This is a genomic window from Natranaerofaba carboxydovora, assembly GCF_022539405.1.
GTDB classification, from domain to species: domain Bacteria; phylum Bacillota; class Natranaerobiia; order Natranaerobiales; family Natranaerofabaceae; genus Natranaerofaba; species Natranaerofaba carboxydovora.
This window is the reverse complement of sequence record NZ_CP054394.1, coordinates 2,933,016-2,950,673: the sequence shown is the minus strand read 5'-3', so window position 1 is coordinate 2,950,673 and position 17,658 is coordinate 2,933,016. Positions and strand designations below refer to the sequence as shown.

Here is a 17,658-nt window from a genome sequence, read left to right as displayed (position 1 = left end):
CTTTTGTAATATTTTGTGTTGATTTGCGAATAAGCAGGATAAGAGGGAAAATTATAGAAAGTGATAAAGTGAAAGTTATCGAAGTTGTCAACGAAATTTCTTAAAGGTGGTGCCCTCTTTATGAAAGATAATTGGTCAGCAAAGTTATTTGGTGTTAAACAAACTGAAGGATATGTTAATACAAATGAAGAAATTATAAATATCCCTATAACATTAATTGATAGAAGCGCGTATCAACCAAGAGAAAATATTGATGTTGATAAAGTAAATGAACTAGCCCAGTCTATTAAAACATATGGATTATTACAACCTATTGTATTAAGAAAAGCTGGAGAAAGGTATGAAATTGTTGCAGGAGAACGAAGGTTTTTAGCTTTAAAAAAGCTAAAAAAGGATTATGTAAAGGCAATTGTAAAAGAATATAGTGATAGTGAAATGGCAGCTCTAGCAATGATTGAAAATTTGCAGCGGGAAAATCTAAATATAATAGAAGAGGCTAGAGGATACAAAAAATTAATTGATGAATTTAATTTAACCCAGGAGGTATTAGCTCAGAGATTAGGTAAAAGCCAGTCTACAATAGCAAATAAAATTAGACTATTAAATTTGCCAGAAGAGATTAAAAAGGCTATAAGTGGTGGATATATAACGGAAAGACATGCAAGATCATTATTAAAATTACAGGACGAAAAACAACAGCTAGAATTACTTAGTAAAATAGTTGAAAAGAGTCTCAATGTAAAACAGACTGAGGAAGAAATCGAAAAGATGTTGAATTCTACAGTACAGGATAATAGTAAAAAAACTGAAGATATAAAAAGGAAAAAGGGTTTAAAACGTGGAGTAGTAAAGGATCACAGGATTTTTGTTAATACTATTAATAAAGCAATTTCAGCTATTAGAGAAGCAGGGATTGAACCTGAAGTGAAAGAGGAAAATTATGAGGATAGAATAGAGATTAAAATTTCGCTACCGAAAAATATTAGTTAGATCTAAATATTAGGGAAAAACAATATATTTTGTGAGTTAGATATAATGGATTTTGTAATAAGCAGGAAAAAAAACCTGCTTTTTTTATTTTATACATTTTATATTTTGTATTTTTATTTTATAATTAAGGAGGCAGATAGTTTATGAATTAAGGAGTGTTAAATGTGACTAAAATATATTCAGTAACAAATCAAAAGGGAGGAGTTGGGAAAACAACTACTGCAGTAAATTTAAGTGCTTGTTTGGCTAAATTAGGCAACAAAGTCTTGCTTGTTGATATTGATCCACAAGGTAATTCAACTAGTGGGGTTGGTATTGATAAAGAAAAATTAGAGTCTTGTATTTACGATGCTTTGATAAATGACAAGCCTATCGATGAAGTTATGATACAAACTCAGGTAGAAAACCTTGATTTAGTACCTGCAACAATACAATTGGCTGGAGCTGAAATAGAGCTTGTGCCCACTATAAGCCGTGAAGTGAAATTTAGAGAAGTGATTAGAGATATTAAGGAGGATTACGACTATATAATAATTGATTGCCCACCTTCTTTAGGGCTTTTGACAATTAATGCTTTAACTGCTTCTACCTCGGTGATTATACCGATACAGTGTGAGTATTATGCTTTAGAGGGATTAACTCAATTATTAAATACTTTGAAATTGGTGCAACAACATCTGAATACTGCTTTAGAGATAGAAGGCGTTTTGCTAACTATGTACGATACAAGGACTAAGTTAAGCACACAGGTAGTTGATGAAGTAAAGAATTATTTTAAAGAGAAGGTATATAAGACGATTATACCTAGGAATGTTAGATTAAGTGAGGCACCTAGCTACGGGAAACCAATTATTTTTTATGATGATAAGTCAAAGGGAGCAGAGGTTTACAATGAGTTAAGCAAGGAGGTTGAGAATAGTGGATAAGAGGGGACTTGGGAAAGGGTTAGATGCTTTGATTCCTGAGTTAAGTGAGGAAGAGAAAAAAAATAATATTAGTGAAGTTGACATTAACAAATTAAGAGCAAATCCTAATCAGCCTAGAAAAAGCATATCTGATGAAAAAATAAGAGAACTTACTGAGTCTATTAAGAACCATGGAGTTTTGCAACCATTGATTGTAAGGAAGCTGGGGGAACTATACCAGATAATAGCCGGAGAGCGAAGGTGGAAAGCAGCTAAAGAAGCTGGCCTAAAAAAAGTTCCTATAATCCTTAAAGATCTATCTGACTCTGAAGTAATGCAAGTTGCGCTTCTAGAGAACATACAACGGGAAGACTTGAATCCTTTGGAAAAATCATTAGCACTAAACAAATTAATTGAAGAACATGGACTGACTCAAGAGGAATTATCTAAAACCCTTGGAAAAAGCAGGTCTTCAATTGCAAACACACTAAGACTTATTAATCTTGAAGAAGAAGTTCAAAATATGGTAAATGAAGGTCTTTTAAGTGATGGACATGCAAGGATTTTACTTTCGCTTAAAAGAGAATCACAAATAGAAGCTGCTAATCATGTGTGTCGAAAAGGGTTGAGTGTAAGACAAACAGAAGAATATGTAAAGAAATTAAAAGATAGCGAAGATAACTCTAATAAAAAAGATGAATCGAAAGAAGACAACCCTTTCTATAATGAAATACAAGATAAGTTAGAAAAACAGTTAGGCACAAAAGTAAGAATTTTAAAGGGAAAGAAAAAGGGTAAAATAGAAATAGAGTTTGTGCAGGAAGACGAATTAAATAAGCTGTCAAACTTATTGTTAAAAGAAGATTAAAGAAAACAAGCATCAAATGTTTCACGTGAAACATTTGATGCTTGTTTTATACAAATATAATTACTGCTATATTAGTTAAATAAATACTTTTAATATCTTTAAAGAAAGGAGTAGAAGATTGATTTATCTTGATAATGCAGCAACAAGTTGGCCCAAACCAAAAGAGGTATACAATGCAATGGACAATTTCATGAGGAATATAGGTGCTAACCCCGGAAGAGGTGGCCACCGTATGTCAATAGAATCAGGTAAAATTATTATGCGTACTAGAGAAAAACTAGCTAAGTTGTTTAACGCGACGGATTCTAGATCAATGATTTTTACACTTAATGCAACAGACTCAATAAATATGGTGATCAAGGGGTTGCTAAAAGAGGGGGATCATGTTATAACGACAGCTTTAGAGCACAATTCAGTCGTAAGACCGCTTAAAAGGATGGCTGATGATTATATAGAACTAGATATACTAAAACCTGATCAAAAAGGATTTATAAATATAGATGAAATTAGAAAGCTCATCAAACCATCAACGAGATTGGTGGCAATAAGTCATGCCTCAAATGTGATCGGCACCATACAGCCTATAGAAGAAATTGGTATAATGTTGAAAGATTATACATATACTAAGGTTTTAGTGGATGCAGCTCAGACTGCAGGAATAGTTCCAATTGATGTAGACCGCGGTGGAATTGACTTTCTTGCTTTTCCGGGTCATAAAGGGTTAATGGGGCCGCAAGGGATAGGTGGCCTATATATAGCAAATGACTGTGATCTAGATTTTTGGCGTGAAGGAGGGACGGGGAGTAAGTCTGAGTCCCCTTACCATCCTGAAGATTTGCCTGATAAGTTAGAAAGTGGTACGCCTAACACACCAGGTATAGCTGGCTTAGAGGCAGGAATTGATTATATTTTAGGCAGAGGAATAGATAACGTATTAAATCAGAAACAAAATTTAGCAAAAGAATTATTAGAAGGACTGTCAGATATTACAGAGATAGAAATTTATGGCCCCTGTGATGCTGCAAAAATATCGCCTGTTATTTCATTTAATATAGGGGAAGAAAATTCACAGGAAGTAAGCTTTGTACTTGACCAGGCTTTTAATATAGCATCAAGAGGAGGACTGCACTGCGCTCCATTAATTCATGAACACTATGATAATTTAGATCAGGGTGCGGTAAGGTTTAGCATTGGCGCGTTTAATACGAGAGAAGATATATTGAATGCTATATCTGCAGTAAAAAAGATAGTTAGTGAACTTGAATAGTAAAAAAATAAATTATTATTTTAATATAAGCAGGAATTAATTAATTTACAAAGAAATAAAGATAATTGTGGTAGTCATAGATATAGTTGACATCATATTATAATTATAGTACTAGATTTTATTTTAAAGGTGGTGGTCATGCTCAAAATGTCAGGTGATAAAAAACGGCACTTTACTGTTTTGATTGTTCCGCACTCAGAAAAGTCAAGCCAATCATTTAAACTTCCAGTAGTGTTTGTGAAAATTTTTTCGGTTATGTTTGCAATATCTGTTGTTTTATTAATGGTATTTGCATATAACTATCATAATTTAGTTCAGGATAACAAAAAACTAGAAGTTTTAAGAGAAGAAAACACCGAACAAGAGGTAAAGATAGATGATTTTGCAAAGAAAACAAAGAAACTTGAAGAAGAATTAAAGACATTAATGGAAACAGAAAATAAAATTAGAGAATTAGCGGATCTTGATGATATAGAGGATGATATCGATGAGCAAGAAGAATTCAATGAAGTGAATTTGGATAGAGATAACGATGAATTGGTTAGGACGGGACATACCCGAGGTAGTGAATATAACAGTGAAACTAATGGTACAGTTGAGAGAACGGAAGAGACAATTAGATTATTAAGTGCTCAAATCCCACAACAAAAAGAGAACTTAGAAAATACAAAGCTATCTTTGGCTGAAAGGCAAGAAGAATTAAAGCATACTCCAGATTATTGGCCAGTAGAAGGAAGAATATCGTCATCATTTGGCTACAGGAATTCACCTATTACTGGAGCCAGGCAATTTCATGATGGCATAGATATAGCCGCGCCTCACCGTACTCCAGTGAAAGCCGCAGCAAATGGCAGAGTACAGTATGCTTCATATAGAAGTGGTTATGGAAACTTAATAGTTATAAACCATGGATATGGTTATGAGACTCATTATGCACATTTAGCAAGCTTTGATGTGGACAGAGGAGAAGAGGTAGAAAAGGGCGAGGTAATTGGCTTTGTAGGTAACACAGGCAATAGCACAGGCCCTCACTTGCATTTTGAAATACACGTCAATAATAGCCCCGTCGATCCAAAAGAGTACTTAAAATAACCCGAATATAAAAGGGAGGAACGGGAATGTTCAAAAAAAAAGTTGATATTAACTCTGATAAAATAGACACATTAATTGGTGAAGGTACTGAATTCAATGGTAAAATAACAGCAACTGGTATAGTAAGAATTGATGGAAAAATTGAAGGAGAAATTGATACTAAAGGGGACTTGATAGTTGGTGAGAAAGGCAAGATAAGAGCCAATGCAAAAGGTAAGAACATTACTATCGCTGGTGAGGTATATGGAAACATCGAATGTACAGGAAAGTTGGAATTAATGCCTTCTTCAAAGTTGTTGGGAGATATAAAAGTATCTGACCTGTATATTGATTCTGGTGCAACATTCCAAGGAAATTGTGAAATGAGTGAGGATAGTAATGAAAACAATAAAAAATTTAAAGAAAATCGTGATAAAAATATAGATAAACATAAAACAGTAAAAAGGGGCAAAGAAGACAAAGAAGAGGGAAAGGGTGAAGATATAAAAGCAAGTGAAGATAATAAGACTAAAAAGGGAAAAGACACAAACAAGTCAAATAAATAAAGGGGCTGAGTTTTCAGCTCCTTTATTTATTTGACTTGTTTGTTTTTTAGATATTCATGTGACTTAAGATAATTAATCGCTAGAATAATTCCTTTGCTGATAGTTATTGATAGTTGAAATACTGTAGATAGCCTGGTATTTTGAAGGACTAAATATTCCATAAAACCTCCTACATTGACAACACCCGTAATATGGCAATTACCCACTTCAGGCAGGGACTTATTTACACCTGTTCCTGGTTTTAAAGGCCCAGGTTCAATATTAATTTTGCCTACATTTTTGCTTTTTCCTAGACAAGCATCCACCGCAATAATAAAAGGGTTATAATAGTTACTTTCAACATATTCTAACTTACTCTTTAGGTTTACTGCGTGAACAGGATTTGCTAAACTACCATATACACCTACCTCAGGGGATAGATGATTCATCAGTCTGCTTCCCACTAGAGGACCTAAACTATCTCCGGTTGACCTATCAGTGCCTATACATAAAATAATTAAATCTTTTTTATACATATTATTTCGAAAAAGAATATGTAGTAAATGCTTTGCAATTTTTGATTGTGCCAGAGGAGTATTTACAGTGACTTTGTTTTTTTTGGTATAATTAAAAGAAGGTAAAAAATTTTTCACAAGATCACCTCGAGTATTGAACGCTATTCTTAAAGACCTAAGTTGTATCATTTCCAATTGAATGTTTTTTTATACGCTAGATGAATCTAAAGTAAATTTTTTTGGTGGTGTCTTAGATGGATGAAAAAAAAGGAATTACAAGAGGAAAACAGGAAAAAAAGAAGAAGGTCTTCGGGCTATTAATAGTATTTTCAGCTTTGATTGCAGTTTTTTTATTTATGCAGGCTAACCCCCAATTTGAAAATCCCTTAATTGTTTTTTCGTCTTCAGGATTTGAAGAGAAAGCTAATTATAAATTAATAGAACAAGATAAAGGTAATAAAGCATATGTTAAGGAAGTGATACCAATTAGAGGAGGATGGATGGTTCAAAAAGATAAAGACTATGAAGAACACATAATTATAATTGATGACTATTTAACTGATGTTGATATTTTTGAGGTAAAATCGGGAGGCTCACTATTAACAAATGTTGAATTAATGGATAAAAAGAGAATTATACATAGTACAGAAAATAAATTTTTAACATTTGATGAAAGAGGACAAAATATTGCTGAAATCAACCTAGAAGGTGGAGAAAAGATAACTGCTAGCGATAATGGAATTTTGATTGGAGAAAATAACCTTGAAATGGAAGAAAATATTATATATTCAGAACAGCTTAAATGGTTAGATTATGAAGGAAATAAAATTAAGGAGTTAGAATTAGAAGATTTGGTCATCATTGAAGGCGTTAAAAGTGATAATACGGAGATAGATTTATATGTAGCTGTTTCATTTTCCCAAAGTCCTAATTTAGAATTATTGAGATATCAAGAAGGCAATATTGAGAGAAAAACTATAGGTATGAGAGTTGAAGAAGATAAAGACACCACTATAAAATTTAGAGACAATACACTGGCAATTGGTGATAATAACCAGATAACACTTTTGAAAAATGTAGAAGATAGTGAGATGTTAGAAGAAAAGTTATATGAATATAATAGCGAGGGTAATATTGACGACTTCTTTCTCCTTGCAGATAAAATATTGATAATACTAAGCCCTGAAGAAAAAGATAAAGACAATGAATTAAAGTTAATTGAAATGTCAGGTAAAGAAATAGAAGTAAGGAAAAAAAGAGCTTTAAGGGGTGAGGTACTAGATGTTAATTTAAATCACCCTAATAACTTTTCTATTGCCACAACAAGTCATCTTTATGAATTTGATGAAGAAGATGGGCTTAATATTTTTCGCAGCCCCTGGGGTAAAGCTAAATTAGGAACCTTTGATGATGAAGGTAATAGCTTTTTAGTTTATGAAAAAGATGATGAAATATTAAGCTTATATAAAAAGACAAAAGATAATTAAAATTTTGTAGTTATATCCCTTAGTACAACTTAGTACACTTTAATAACAAAAGTTTGTTATAGAAAGAAAAAGAGGGGTATAATGAATATAATTGACATTATAATTATTGGTGCAATTGCATGGCAGGGTATCTGGGGATATCTTAAAGGAGTAAAAACAGTGATCAGTGGTTTGTTGGGACTTTTAATCTCATTTGGGATTACTGCCAAAGCTCATTCTTATATTGCTTCAGGCATCTCGCCTGTAATGTCCTCATACTTAAAACCTTACTTTAAGAGTTTAGGTTACGATCTAAGTGTAAATACCACTATATTAGAAGAATTTAATCTTTCTACAGAAGTTATCGATTACTGGTTTTTAAAAGAAGACTATAAAGAAGTCCTGGGTTTTGATATTAATAGCCAATCGGCCGGAGAGACTATTTATGAATTAGATTTATTTATATTTTTACTAGCTAACCTGGTTAGTTTTTTGATTTTTTTCTGGACACTTAATTTCTTTAGCAAAGCAGTATCAGATATGATTTTTAGAAAGAATTTAAATAGCCAAACTGCAGATTCTTATTCAGGATTATTATTAGGGATGGTTCAAGGCTTTACAGTGTGTTCATTATATGTTTTTCTGTTAGTACTTTTAATTACGGTGAATTTTCCACATTATTTTGTCACAGAATTATATAATTCAAAACTCGCAATGATTATGCTAGAAGCAGTATCATATTTATGGGTAGTCTTTTCAGCAGGAGGGTAAATGTAATGACAGATTTTCAAGTTGGACAGGTTGTAAAATTAAAAAAACCACACCCTTGTGGAGGGAATTTGTGGAAAATAATAAGGGTTGGAGCAGATTTTAGGATACAATGCAAGGCTTGTAAGCGAAGTCTGATGATCCCAAGAGTCAAATTTGAAAAAAGGGTTAAGAAGATACTGAATGAAAAAGAACTAAATGATGAATTAAGTTGATGTTCGATTCTAGTGTAAAAAATTACTTTGCTTAAATAAAATGCTTTTTTTGATACATCTATAGTTCAAAAAATCAAAAAATCCGCAAATTAACTTTTTGCACCAGAATCAAATAATCAATATGAAATTTGTAAGAGAAAGGATGTAATATTATTGAGTTTGAAATGTGGTATAATAGGGTTGCCAAATGTAGGGAAATCAACTTTGTTTAATGCTTTAACTTGCGCTGGAGCAGAGGTACAAAACTATGCTTTTTGTACAATTGACCCAAATGTTGGAGTGGTATCTGTTCCGGATGAGAGGATATCATTAATACACCAGACTGCTAAGTCTAAAAAAGAAGTACAAGCAACGGTGGAGTTTGTTGATATAGCTGGTCTTGTAAAAGGAGCTAGCCGGGGAGAGGGTCTTGGTAATCAGTTTTTGTCCCATGTGAGGGAAATGGACGCTTTGATTCATGTTGTAAGGTGTTTTGAAGACAAAAATGTCAGCCATGTCCATGGTCAAATAAAACCTATTGATGATATAGAAACTGTCAATATAGAGCTGATTCTAAAAGATATTGAAACAATAGACAAAAGATTGGAAAAGGCTGAAAAAATGGCAAAAACAAATAAAAAAGAGTACCTTGAAGAATTAGAAATATTGAAGAATGTAAAAGAAGAACTTTCAAAAGACAATAAGGTTAGAGATTTGGATCTAGATGATAAACAAAGAAACATTATAAAGCCATTAAACTTATTGTCAGAAAAACCTGTATTATACTTAGCTAACGTAGAATTTGAATCATATTCAAAGGCTCTAGAGTCGACTAACTTCAAAGACCTTAAAGAACACGTTGAAAAAGCCATGAACACAGAGGTTATACCAATAAATGCAAAAACAGAATCTGAGTTAAGAGAATTAGAGCCCGAGGAAAGGCAAGAATTTTTAGAGGAGCTAAATATTGAAAAAGCTGGTCTTGAAAGAGTTATTAAAAGTACATATGATATGCTGGATCTTATAACCTTTTATACAACTAATGAAAAAGAAACCAGGGCCTGGCCTGTAAAAAGAGGTACTTCTGCAAAAGAAGGTGCTGGTAAAATCCATACTGATATGTCTGAAGGCTTTATTAAAGCTGAAGTTATAAATTGGGAGGATTATGTAAAACTTAATGGTTTTAGCCAGGCTAAAGAACAAGGGTTGGTAAGATTTGAAGGAAAAGAGTACTTAATTAATGATGGTGATGTGATTTATTTTCATTTTAAATAACTCTTCTTTAATTGCAAATTAAAGCAGGTTATGGTAATATATCTCCTGCGGTCCCTGCTCTATCTACTGAAAGGTAGGGCCTTAGTCCAAAGGGAGGAGGTGAAGTAGCTTGAATAAGTATGAAGTCATGTATATATTGACACCTGATCTAGAAGAAGAGCAGGTTAATGAAAACATTGAATGGGCCAAAAGCATAATTGAGTCCAATAATGGAAAAGTTGAAGAACTAAAAAAATGGGATAGAAGACGCCTGGCTTATGAAATTGATGACTATCAGGAAGGTCAATATATGCTTGGATACTTTTATGGCGAAATTCAAACCACAAGCGAACTAGAGAGGTCTTTTAAACTAAAAGATCAAGTGCTTCGCTACATGATTATTAGAGTTGATGAGTAAAATGTATTCAAGTATCAAAACTAAATGAAACTCTGGAGGTTATAAACTTGTTCAATAAAGTTATTTTGGTCGGGCGCTTAACAAGAGATCCTGAATTGAGGTATACTCCAGGTGGTGGCGTGGCTGTTGTTAATTTTGGGCTGGCTGTTGAAAGGCCTTTTACCAATAAACAAGGCGAGCGCGACGTAGATTTTATCAATGTTGTTGTCTGGAGAAGACAGGCAGAGAACTGTGCGAATCATCTAAGTAAAGGTGCTTTAGTGGCTTTAGATGGAAGAATACAAAGCAGATCATTTGAAGATAAAGAAGGCAATAGAAGAAATGTTGTTGAGGTTGTTGCTGAAAACGTACAGTTTTTGAAGTGGCCAAATAATCAAAGTCAAAATCGAAATACAGCAGCTGCGGCAACTGACAATGAATTCTATGGCAATGATGAAGCCGATGAGGAGCTAAATAGCCCATCATCTACAAATACTTTAGGGTCTGATGATTCATCGGGTGACTTCGGCCTTGGAGGCGAAGATTATAAAGTGGAAGATGATGATGTTCCGTTTTAAAATTGTTTTGAATAGGGGGGTTTTTAGTGGCAAGAGGTAGAAGAAAGAAACGTAAGGCTTGTAACTTTTGTGCAGAAAAAGCTACAAAAGTTGATTATAAAGAGGTTGAGAAATTAAAAAAATACATTACTGAACGGGGTAAGATACTACCCAGGAGAATAAATGGCAACTGTGCGAAGCATCAAAGACAGCTTACTAGGGCAATAAAAAAAGCTAGGTTAATGGCGTTATTGCCGTTTACTATTGAAAGTTAATAAGAAATACCAAAAAAGGGGGGCATAAAAGCTCCCTTTTTTTAAATAAGATGAAGGAGTTTTATTTAAACTGACGAAAAACTTAAAAATGAAACATCATTAAATCAAAATATTATTAAAAAGCCCCAAATCAGGTTATAATGTATTTAAACAGCCATGAAAAGGAGGCTAAGAGGAGGTAGGAAGAGTGCCGGGCGAAAATGATAAAATAGCTAAAAACCTGCAAATGCTTGAATGGTTAAAAGGTGAACTTGTAGAATCTGTAGGGAAGCTATTAAAGGCGATGGTTAATGGTTCTGAAAAACTAATTTTAGATGCACTTAGTGCTATTTTAATGACCGTGTACTTATTAGCTAAAAGATTAGGTATTAGTTTTACATCTCTTGAAGCATCCTGCCAACAAAAAATCGTCGAACAGATAAAGGAAAACCATGAAGCTGAAGCATGGTATGGGGATTTAGAAGAGCTTTTAGAATTTATGAAATCTAAAAAGAGGTGAAGGTATGTATGATAAGTTTCAACATATGGAAATAAGGTATGCTGTAATTACTTTTATAATAGTATCTTTTTTTTCCATACTATCTTTTTTGACACCTCTAGCTATTATTTTTCTTTTAATTGTTCCATTGCCTTTTTCGGTAGTTTACCACAAAATAAATTATAAAACTTATCTTGGCCTTCTTATTGTAACTGGATTCTTGTATGTTTTATTGTTTGGAATTTTTATGGGTTTTTTTATCTGTCTTTATGTTTTGGGTTTGGGAACACTTTATGGATATTTAACGCACAAAAACAAACCTGCGTTTAATACAATCAAAGCAGGTAGTATAATCATTGTATTATTATTTACTTTTCTAATATTTGGCTTGCAAGTTGTTTTTAATATAAATTTTTTAGAAGAAACTTATATAACTTTAGAAGAAACTGTAGAAACTCAGGTTAACTACTTGGAGAAAGCGGGTGCACCTGCATCTCAGGTTGAGGATATAGAAGGTATACCTGAATTGTACTCTGAGTATATGCTTCCCCTTGTACCTAGTGGATTAATATTATCTGCAGTAATAATTGCTTCTTTACATTATCTAATGGCATATAAAGTACTTAGCTTATTGGGTGAAAGGATTACCTCGCTTATACCTTTTAAGTATTGGACATTTCCAAGGTATTTGTCTTTGGTTTTTATCTTAAGCTTTTTAGCTTTTTTGATAATAGGGAATGGGGATAGTTTATATGGGGTTTTTTCAATCAATCTGTTTAATATTCTAACCTATGCTCTGCTACTTCAGGGAGCTTCGCTTGTGTATTGGTTTTTAAGGGAAAAGAACTTCGGGAAAGTAATTTCAGTAGCTGGATTATTTTTATTGTTTATTATACCACCGCTTAATTTAGTGTTTCTTTTTTCAGGAATTTTAGATCTTACTTTTAACTTTAGAAAGATATAAGAAGATATAATATAGAAATAAAAAATAAATGAAGGAGGTTATATTATGAAAGTAATTTTAAAGCAAGATGTTAAGAACTTAGGTAATAAAGACGAAGTTAAAGAAGTTAAAGAAGGGTATGCAAGAAATTATTTAATTCCGAAAGGTTTAGCAGAAAAAGCTACTAAGAATAAGCTAAAAGAGGTTGAAAAAAGAAGACAAGAAAGGGAACAGCAGGAAGAAAAAGAGGTAGAAGAAGCCGAAAAGTTAAAAGAAAAATTAGCTGAAGAAAAATTAGTCATTAAGGTTAAAACAGGTGATGAAGGAAAACTGTTTGGTTCTGTTACTAATAAAGATATTTCGGAAAAATTACAAGAGGACAAAAATATCCAAATAGATAAGAGAAAAATTGAATTAGATGATCCTATTAAAGATGTTGGTAGTTATGAAGTTGATATCAAACTTCACACAAAAGTGGAAGCCAAATTAAAAGTGGAAGTGACTGAAAGTGAATAATATAAATAGCAAGGGAAAGAAGGGTTATTAATATGAGGGGAGACGAAAAACTTCCACCTCAAAGTACTGAGGCAGAAGAGTCAGTACTTGGCTCTATGTTAATTGATGAAGAAGCTGTATCTACTGTCATAGAGATCTTAAAATCAAAGGATTTTTATAAAGAGAATCACCGCAAAATCTATGAAGCAATTATGGATTTGCAGGAAGAAAGTCAACCGGTAGACCTTGTTACTTTGACGGAAAAACTTAGAGTAGAAAATCAAATTGATGAAGTTGGAGGGGTTGAATATTTAACTGAACTAGCTAATCAGGTTCCAACTTCTGCAAATGCACAATACTATGCCAAAATAGTTGAAGAAAAGTCAACCCTGCGCCAACTGATTAATGCTGCTACTAGAATCGCTAGGATGGGTTATGAGGAACCGGATGAAGTCGAGAAGCTTCTAGATGAAGCAGAAAAGTCAATATTTGAAATAAGTCAGAATTCAAGTGAACGTGGTTTTGTTCCAGTTAAAGAAGTAATAATGGAAACTTTTGATAAGATTGAGTCATTGTATAACAAACCTGGTGGTGTTACAGGTGTTTCTTGTGGCTTTAAAGATCTTGACAATATGCTCTCGGGACTGCAGCCATCAGATCTTGTTATATTGGCAGCAAGGCCTGCAATGGGTAAAACTACCCTGGCACTGAATATGGCGCACAATGTAACGGTAAAAGAAAAACAACCTGTAGCAATTTTTAGTCTTGAGATGAGTAAAGACCAACTGGTCCAGAGAATGCTCTGTGCTGAAGCAGAGGTTGATGCCCATAAGCTTAGAACAGGTAATTTAGATAGTGAAGATTGGCCAAAGCTTGGACAGGCTGTAGGACCTTTATCGCAAGCACCTTTATTTATTGATGATACCCCAGCCATGTCTGTTATGGAGATGAGAACTAAAGCAAGAAAATTAAAGGCAGAGAAAGGCCTTGAAGCAATCTTTATTGACTATCTACAGTTGATGCAGTCAAGCCAATCACAGGAAAACAGACAGCAGGAAATATCACAAATATCTAGGTCGCTAAAAGCCCTTGCAAAAGAGTTAAATGTGCCAGTGATAGCACTATCTCAACTTTCAAGAGCTGTTGAACAACGCCAGGATAAAAGGCCAATGTTAAGTGATTTGTTAGAGTCAGGTGGTATTGAAGCAAATGCTGATGTGGTATTATTTATTTACCGTGACGAATACTATGATCTAGAAAGCGAAAAAGAAAACATTGCCGAAATAATAGTTTCTAAACAACGAAATGGCCCGGTTGGTTCAGTAGAACTGTTCTTCAAAAAAGACTTTAATAAGTTTTATAACCTTGAAAAACGATATGCAAACTAAATTTGGAAAATATTTATATTAGATGATAGAATATATTATAAAGATGGTTTTATTATAAATTAAGATATAAACCATCTTTTTTTATTTAATTGTTTAAAATAAGTAATGACTAACAAATAATAGCGAACGATAGCGAGGAAAGTCAGAAGATTGTTCGTAAAATTGATTGACAATCACACCAGGATCTGTTAAACTAAAGATGCTGCTAAATAGTCCAACAAAAGATGTTTGGCATACACGGACAACTGCTATCCTAGGAAAATATCGTTCGCAATAAGAATTAAAGGAGGATAGCAATGAGAAAATATGATTGTATAATAATTGGTGCTGGTCCGGCTGGAATATTTGCTGCTCTAGAGCTTACAAAAAAAGATGACATGAAAGTGCTAATTATTGATAAAGGGAAGGAATTATCAAATAGAGATTGTGCAATAACAAACAAAAAAGGCAAATGCTATGACTGTAAGCCGTGTAATCTAGTAAGTGGATGGGGCGGAGCAGGAGCTTTTAGCGATGGTAAGTTAACCTTGACCAAGGATTTTGGAGGTTTTTTGACTGAATATCAACCAGAAGAAAAGATAGAAGAATTGATTGATGAGGCAGACAAAATATATCAAAACTTTGGGGCGCCTACTAAACATTATGAAGGAGATAAGGATAAAATAAAGCAGTTTCAAAGGGAGGCTGCTAGTGCTGATTTGAAGTTAATCCCGGCCAAAATTAGGCACTTAGGAACTGATAGTAGTACTCAAATTTTGGCTGATATTAGAGAACACTTAGACCAGTACGTTGATGTTTTAACGGGGGTATATATAAAAGATTTGCTTATTGATGAAGGAAAGGTAATCGGAGTAGAAACAAAAGACGAAGAAAAATATTATTCAGATTATGTAATAAGTGCGCCCGGAAGGTCAGGTTCTGAATGGTTTTTAAATCAGATAGATAAACTAGGTTTACAAAGAAGCAACAATCCAGTTGACATAGGAGTAAGAGTTGAAGTCCCTGCCGTAACTTTAGAACATATAACAAACGAAATATATGAATCAAAACTTATATATCATTCGCATTCTTTTGAAGATAGTGTTAGAACTTTCTGTATGAACCCTCATGGGGAGGTGGTTCTAGAAAATAATGAAGGTTTGATGACTGTTAATGGTCATAGTTATGCCAACTATAAAACAGAGAATACAAATTTTGCTCTGCTGGTAAGTAAAAACTTTACAAAGCCTTTTAATGAACCAATAAGATACGGGAAAGACATCGCCAGGTTAGCTAATATGTTAGGGGGAGGAGTTTTAGTTCAAAGACTCGGAGATTTGTTAAATGGCAGAAGAACTACAGAAGATAGATTAAAGAAGGGCCATGTCAGACCAACCCTAAATGAAGCAACCCCTGGTGATCTGAGCCTGGTTTTGCCTTATAGACATCTAGTGAGTATAAGACAAATGTTAAAAGCTATGGATGAATTTATTCCGGGGATATATTCGCGTCATACTTTACTCTATGGAGTAGAAGTCAAATTTTATAGTTCTAGAATAGCACTAGACAATAATCTGGAGACATCCATAAAAAATCTTTTTGCCTGTGGAGATGGAGCAGGTGTAACTAGAGGGCTAATACAAGCTTCAGTATCAGGTATGCTTGTTGCTAGAGAGATACTAAAAAGGTATTAGCCTTAAAACCTTAGGAGGGAAATAAATGTCAAGTGTTGTAATTGTAGGTACACAATGGGGAGATGAAGGTAAGGGTAAGATTACGGACTTTTTGGCTGAAAAATCTGATGTAATTACACGTTACCAGGGGGGAAATAATGCAGGCCATACCGTAAAAATTGCTGATAAAGAATATAAATTACACTTAATACCATCTGGAATATTTTATCCTGATAAAATGTGTGTGCTTGGGAATGGGATGGTTATTGATCTAGAAGCTCTTATAAGTGAGCTAGACTATCTTGAAGAAAATGGTGTTACAGTAAAGAACCTGATAATAAGTGATAGAGCTCATTTAATAATGCCTTATCATAAGGTGCTAGATGAACTTGATGAAGAAAGAAGAGACCAGGAAAAAATAGGGACAACCAAGAAGGGCATAGGCCCCTGTTATATGGACAAAGCTGCAAGGAAAGGGATAAGGGTTTGTGATCTCTTAGAACCGGAGATACTTAAGAAAAAAATTGAAAACTCTTTGAAAGAAAAGAACCAGCTTCTTGACAGGGTATATGATTCAAAGGCTTTTGACCCGGATAAAATGGTAGCAGATATTACTAGATATGCAGAAAGGATTAAACCTTTTATTGGAGATTCCTCTTACTATATAAATACAGCTTTAGAAAACGGTGAAAAATTGTTATTTGAAGGGGCACAGGGTACACTCTTGGATTTAGATCATGGAACGTATCCTTTTGTGACTTCTTCTAATCCCGTAGCAGGCGGGGTATGCATTGGAGCTGGGATAGGACCTACTAATATAACAAATGTTTTAGGAGTTTTAAAAGCTTACTCAACAAGGGTTGGAGACGGACCTTTCCCCAGTGAATTAAAAGATGATATAGGGGACAAAATTAGAGAAGCAGGTGGAGAATTTGGAACAACTACAGGAAGGCCGCGTAGAATAGGTTGGCTTGATCTTGTGATTGCTAGATATGCAAAAAGGGTAAGCGGTCTAGATCAAATTGCACTTACTTTATTAGATGTTTTATCAGGCTTTGAAAAACTTAAATTATGTGTAGCCTATAAATATAAAGGCGAAACTTTAAAAGAGTTTCCTGCTAGTTTAGAAGTTTTATCAAAGTGCGAACCTGTATTAGAAGAGCTTCCAGGCTGGGAGGAAGATATTACAGGAATAGAATCGTATGACGATTTACCCACTAATGCCAAAAACTATTTAAAAAGAATTGAAGAGATTTGTTCTGTGCCAATTTCGGTTATATCAGTTGGCCCTGGTCGAGACCAAACAAAAATTATTAAAGACATTTTCTAATATATTTAAAACAAAATATATTTAGAAAATATATTTAGAAACCCTCTTGACAAAAACAGCGTAGTGGTGTAGGATAGTGATTGCCCTTTTGAGAGGTAATGTGAGCCATTAGCTCAGTTGGCAGAGCACCTGACTTTTAATCAGGGTGTCCCAGGTTCGAATCCTGGATGGCTCACCATTAAAAAGTTTAGTTGTACTTTTTAATTGATTGAAGTGGCCCCTTGGTCAAGTGGTTTAAGACATCGGCCTTTCACGCCGAAGACAGGGGTTCGAATCCCCTAGGGGTCACCATTTAAAATG

20 protein-coding genes and 2 tRNA genes are annotated in these 17,658 nt (G+C 33.9%); 21 read left to right on the top strand and 1 reads right to left on the bottom strand.

The genetic code is table 11. The features are described from left to right. Positions 1-120: 120 nt before the first annotated feature. From noc to ACONDI_RS13955, 6 genes are all read left to right on the top strand, one after another. Complete coding sequence (noc, locus tag ACONDI_RS13980) at positions 121-990, top strand: nucleoid occlusion protein (RefSeq protein WP_241079157.1); 870 nt, start codon at positions 121-123, stop codon at positions 988-990. 164 nt (positions 991-1,154) lie between these two features. Next, positions 1,155-1,916 (top strand): ParA family protein, encoded by a 762-nt coding sequence (locus ACONDI_RS13975; protein WP_241079156.1) that lies wholly within the window; start codon positions 1,155-1,157, stop codon positions 1,914-1,916. Beyond that, positions 1,909-2,763, top strand: coding sequence for a ParB/RepB/Spo0J family partition protein (locus ACONDI_RS13970; protein ID WP_241079155.1), 855 nt, complete (start codon positions 1,909-1,911; stop codon positions 2,761-2,763). The genes ACONDI_RS13975 and ACONDI_RS13970 overlap by 8 nt, the downstream gene beginning before the upstream one ends. A gap of 118 nt (positions 2,764-2,881) precedes the next feature. Then, positions 2,882-4,030: an aminotransferase class V-fold PLP-dependent enzyme gene (locus tag ACONDI_RS13965; protein WP_241079154.1), complete on the top strand. Its 1,149-nt coding sequence runs from the start codon at positions 2,882-2,884 to the stop codon at positions 4,028-4,030. 147 nt (positions 4,031-4,177) lie between these two features. Beyond that, complete coding sequence (locus ACONDI_RS13960; protein WP_241079153.1) at positions 4,178-5,122, top strand: M23 family metallopeptidase; 945 nt, start codon at positions 4,178-4,180, stop codon at positions 5,120-5,122. Between the two features lie 26 nt (positions 5,123-5,148). Then, positions 5,149-5,667, top strand: coding sequence for a bactofilin family protein (locus tag ACONDI_RS13955; protein WP_241079152.1), 519 nt, complete (start codon positions 5,149-5,151; stop codon positions 5,665-5,667). 26 nt (positions 5,668-5,693) lie between these two features. Here ACONDI_RS13955 and yyaC read toward each other — a convergent pair whose 3' ends face one another. Then, on the bottom strand, positions 5,694-6,299 hold the full coding sequence (gene yyaC / locus ACONDI_RS13950) for a spore protease YyaC (RefSeq protein WP_241079151.1): 606 nt from the start codon (positions 6,297-6,299) through the stop codon (positions 5,694-5,696). Positions 6,300-6,415: 116 nt separating this feature from the next. Here yyaC and ACONDI_RS13945 point away from each other — a divergent pair, with 116 nt between their 5' ends. The 15 genes from ACONDI_RS13945 to ACONDI_RS13875 all read left to right on the top strand — a co-directional run bounded on the left by ACONDI_RS13945 (position 6,416) and on the right by ACONDI_RS13875 (position 17,649). Then, a complete protein-coding gene (locus ACONDI_RS13945) occupies positions 6,416-7,648 on the top strand; it encodes a hypothetical protein (RefSeq protein WP_241079150.1) in 1,233 nt (410 codons plus the stop codon). Positions 7,649-7,729: 81 nt separating this feature from the next. Then, positions 7,730-8,398, top strand: a complete 669-nt coding sequence (locus ACONDI_RS13940) for a hypothetical protein (protein WP_241079149.1) — start codon at positions 7,730-7,732, stop codon at positions 8,396-8,398. Between the two features lie 5 nt (positions 8,399-8,403). Continuing rightward, positions 8,404-8,610 carry a DUF951 domain-containing protein gene (locus ACONDI_RS13935; RefSeq protein WP_241079148.1) on the top strand — a complete coding sequence of 69 codons (207 nt, stop codon included), beginning with the start codon at positions 8,404-8,406 and terminating at the stop codon, positions 8,608-8,610. 153 nt (positions 8,611-8,763) lie between these two features. Then, positions 8,764-9,864 carry a redox-regulated ATPase YchF gene (gene ychF, locus ACONDI_RS13930; RefSeq protein ID WP_241079147.1) on the top strand — a complete coding sequence of 367 codons (1,101 nt, stop codon included), beginning with the start codon at positions 8,764-8,766 and terminating at the stop codon, positions 9,862-9,864. Positions 9,865-9,973: 109 nt separating this feature from the next. Next, positions 9,974-10,261 (top strand): 30S ribosomal protein S6, encoded by a 288-nt coding sequence (gene rpsF, locus ACONDI_RS13925; protein ID WP_241079146.1) that lies wholly within the window; start codon positions 9,974-9,976, stop codon positions 10,259-10,261. Positions 10,262-10,308: 47 nt separating this feature from the next. Continuing rightward, on the top strand, positions 10,309-10,818 hold the full coding sequence (ssb, locus tag ACONDI_RS13920) for a single-stranded DNA-binding protein (protein WP_277397785.1): 510 nt from the start codon (positions 10,309-10,311) through the stop codon (positions 10,816-10,818). Positions 10,819-10,844: 26 nt separating this feature from the next. Continuing rightward, entirely contained in the window at positions 10,845-11,072 is a 228-nt protein-coding gene (gene rpsR, locus ACONDI_RS13915; protein ID WP_241079145.1) for a 30S ribosomal protein S18, read from the top strand. A 187-nt stretch (positions 11,073-11,259) separates the two neighbouring features. Beyond that, positions 11,260-11,571: a MazG-like family protein gene (locus ACONDI_RS13910; RefSeq protein WP_241079144.1), complete on the top strand. Its 312-nt coding sequence runs from the start codon at positions 11,260-11,262 to the stop codon at positions 11,569-11,571. A gap of 4 nt (positions 11,572-11,575) precedes the next feature. Next, positions 11,576-12,514, top strand: a complete 939-nt coding sequence (locus ACONDI_RS13905) for a DUF2232 domain-containing protein (RefSeq protein ID WP_241079143.1) — start codon at positions 11,576-11,578, stop codon at positions 12,512-12,514. A gap of 45 nt (positions 12,515-12,559) precedes the next feature. Further along, complete coding sequence (rplI, locus tag ACONDI_RS13900) at positions 12,560-13,009, top strand: 50S ribosomal protein L9 (RefSeq protein ID WP_241079142.1); 450 nt, start codon at positions 12,560-12,562, stop codon at positions 13,007-13,009. Positions 13,010-13,041: 32 nt separating this feature from the next. Beyond that, positions 13,042-14,376 carry a replicative DNA helicase gene (gene dnaB, locus ACONDI_RS13895; RefSeq protein WP_241079141.1) on the top strand — a complete coding sequence of 445 codons (1,335 nt, stop codon included), beginning with the start codon at positions 13,042-13,044 and terminating at the stop codon, positions 14,374-14,376. Between the two features lie 296 nt (positions 14,377-14,672). Continuing rightward, entirely contained in the window at positions 14,673-16,049 is a 1,377-nt protein-coding gene (locus ACONDI_RS13890; RefSeq protein ID WP_241079140.1) for an NAD(P)/FAD-dependent oxidoreductase, read from the top strand. A gap of 25 nt (positions 16,050-16,074) precedes the next feature. Next, positions 16,075-17,358, top strand: coding sequence for an adenylosuccinate synthase (locus ACONDI_RS13885; protein ID WP_241079139.1), 1,284 nt, complete (start codon positions 16,075-16,077; stop codon positions 17,356-17,358). A 102-nt stretch (positions 17,359-17,460) separates the two neighbouring features. Next, positions 17,461-17,536, top strand: a tRNA-Lys gene (locus ACONDI_RS13880). 37 nt (positions 17,537-17,573) lie between these two features. After that, positions 17,574-17,649: transfer RNA gene (locus tag ACONDI_RS13875), tRNA-Glu, on the top strand. Positions 17,650-17,658: the final 9 nt, after the last annotated feature.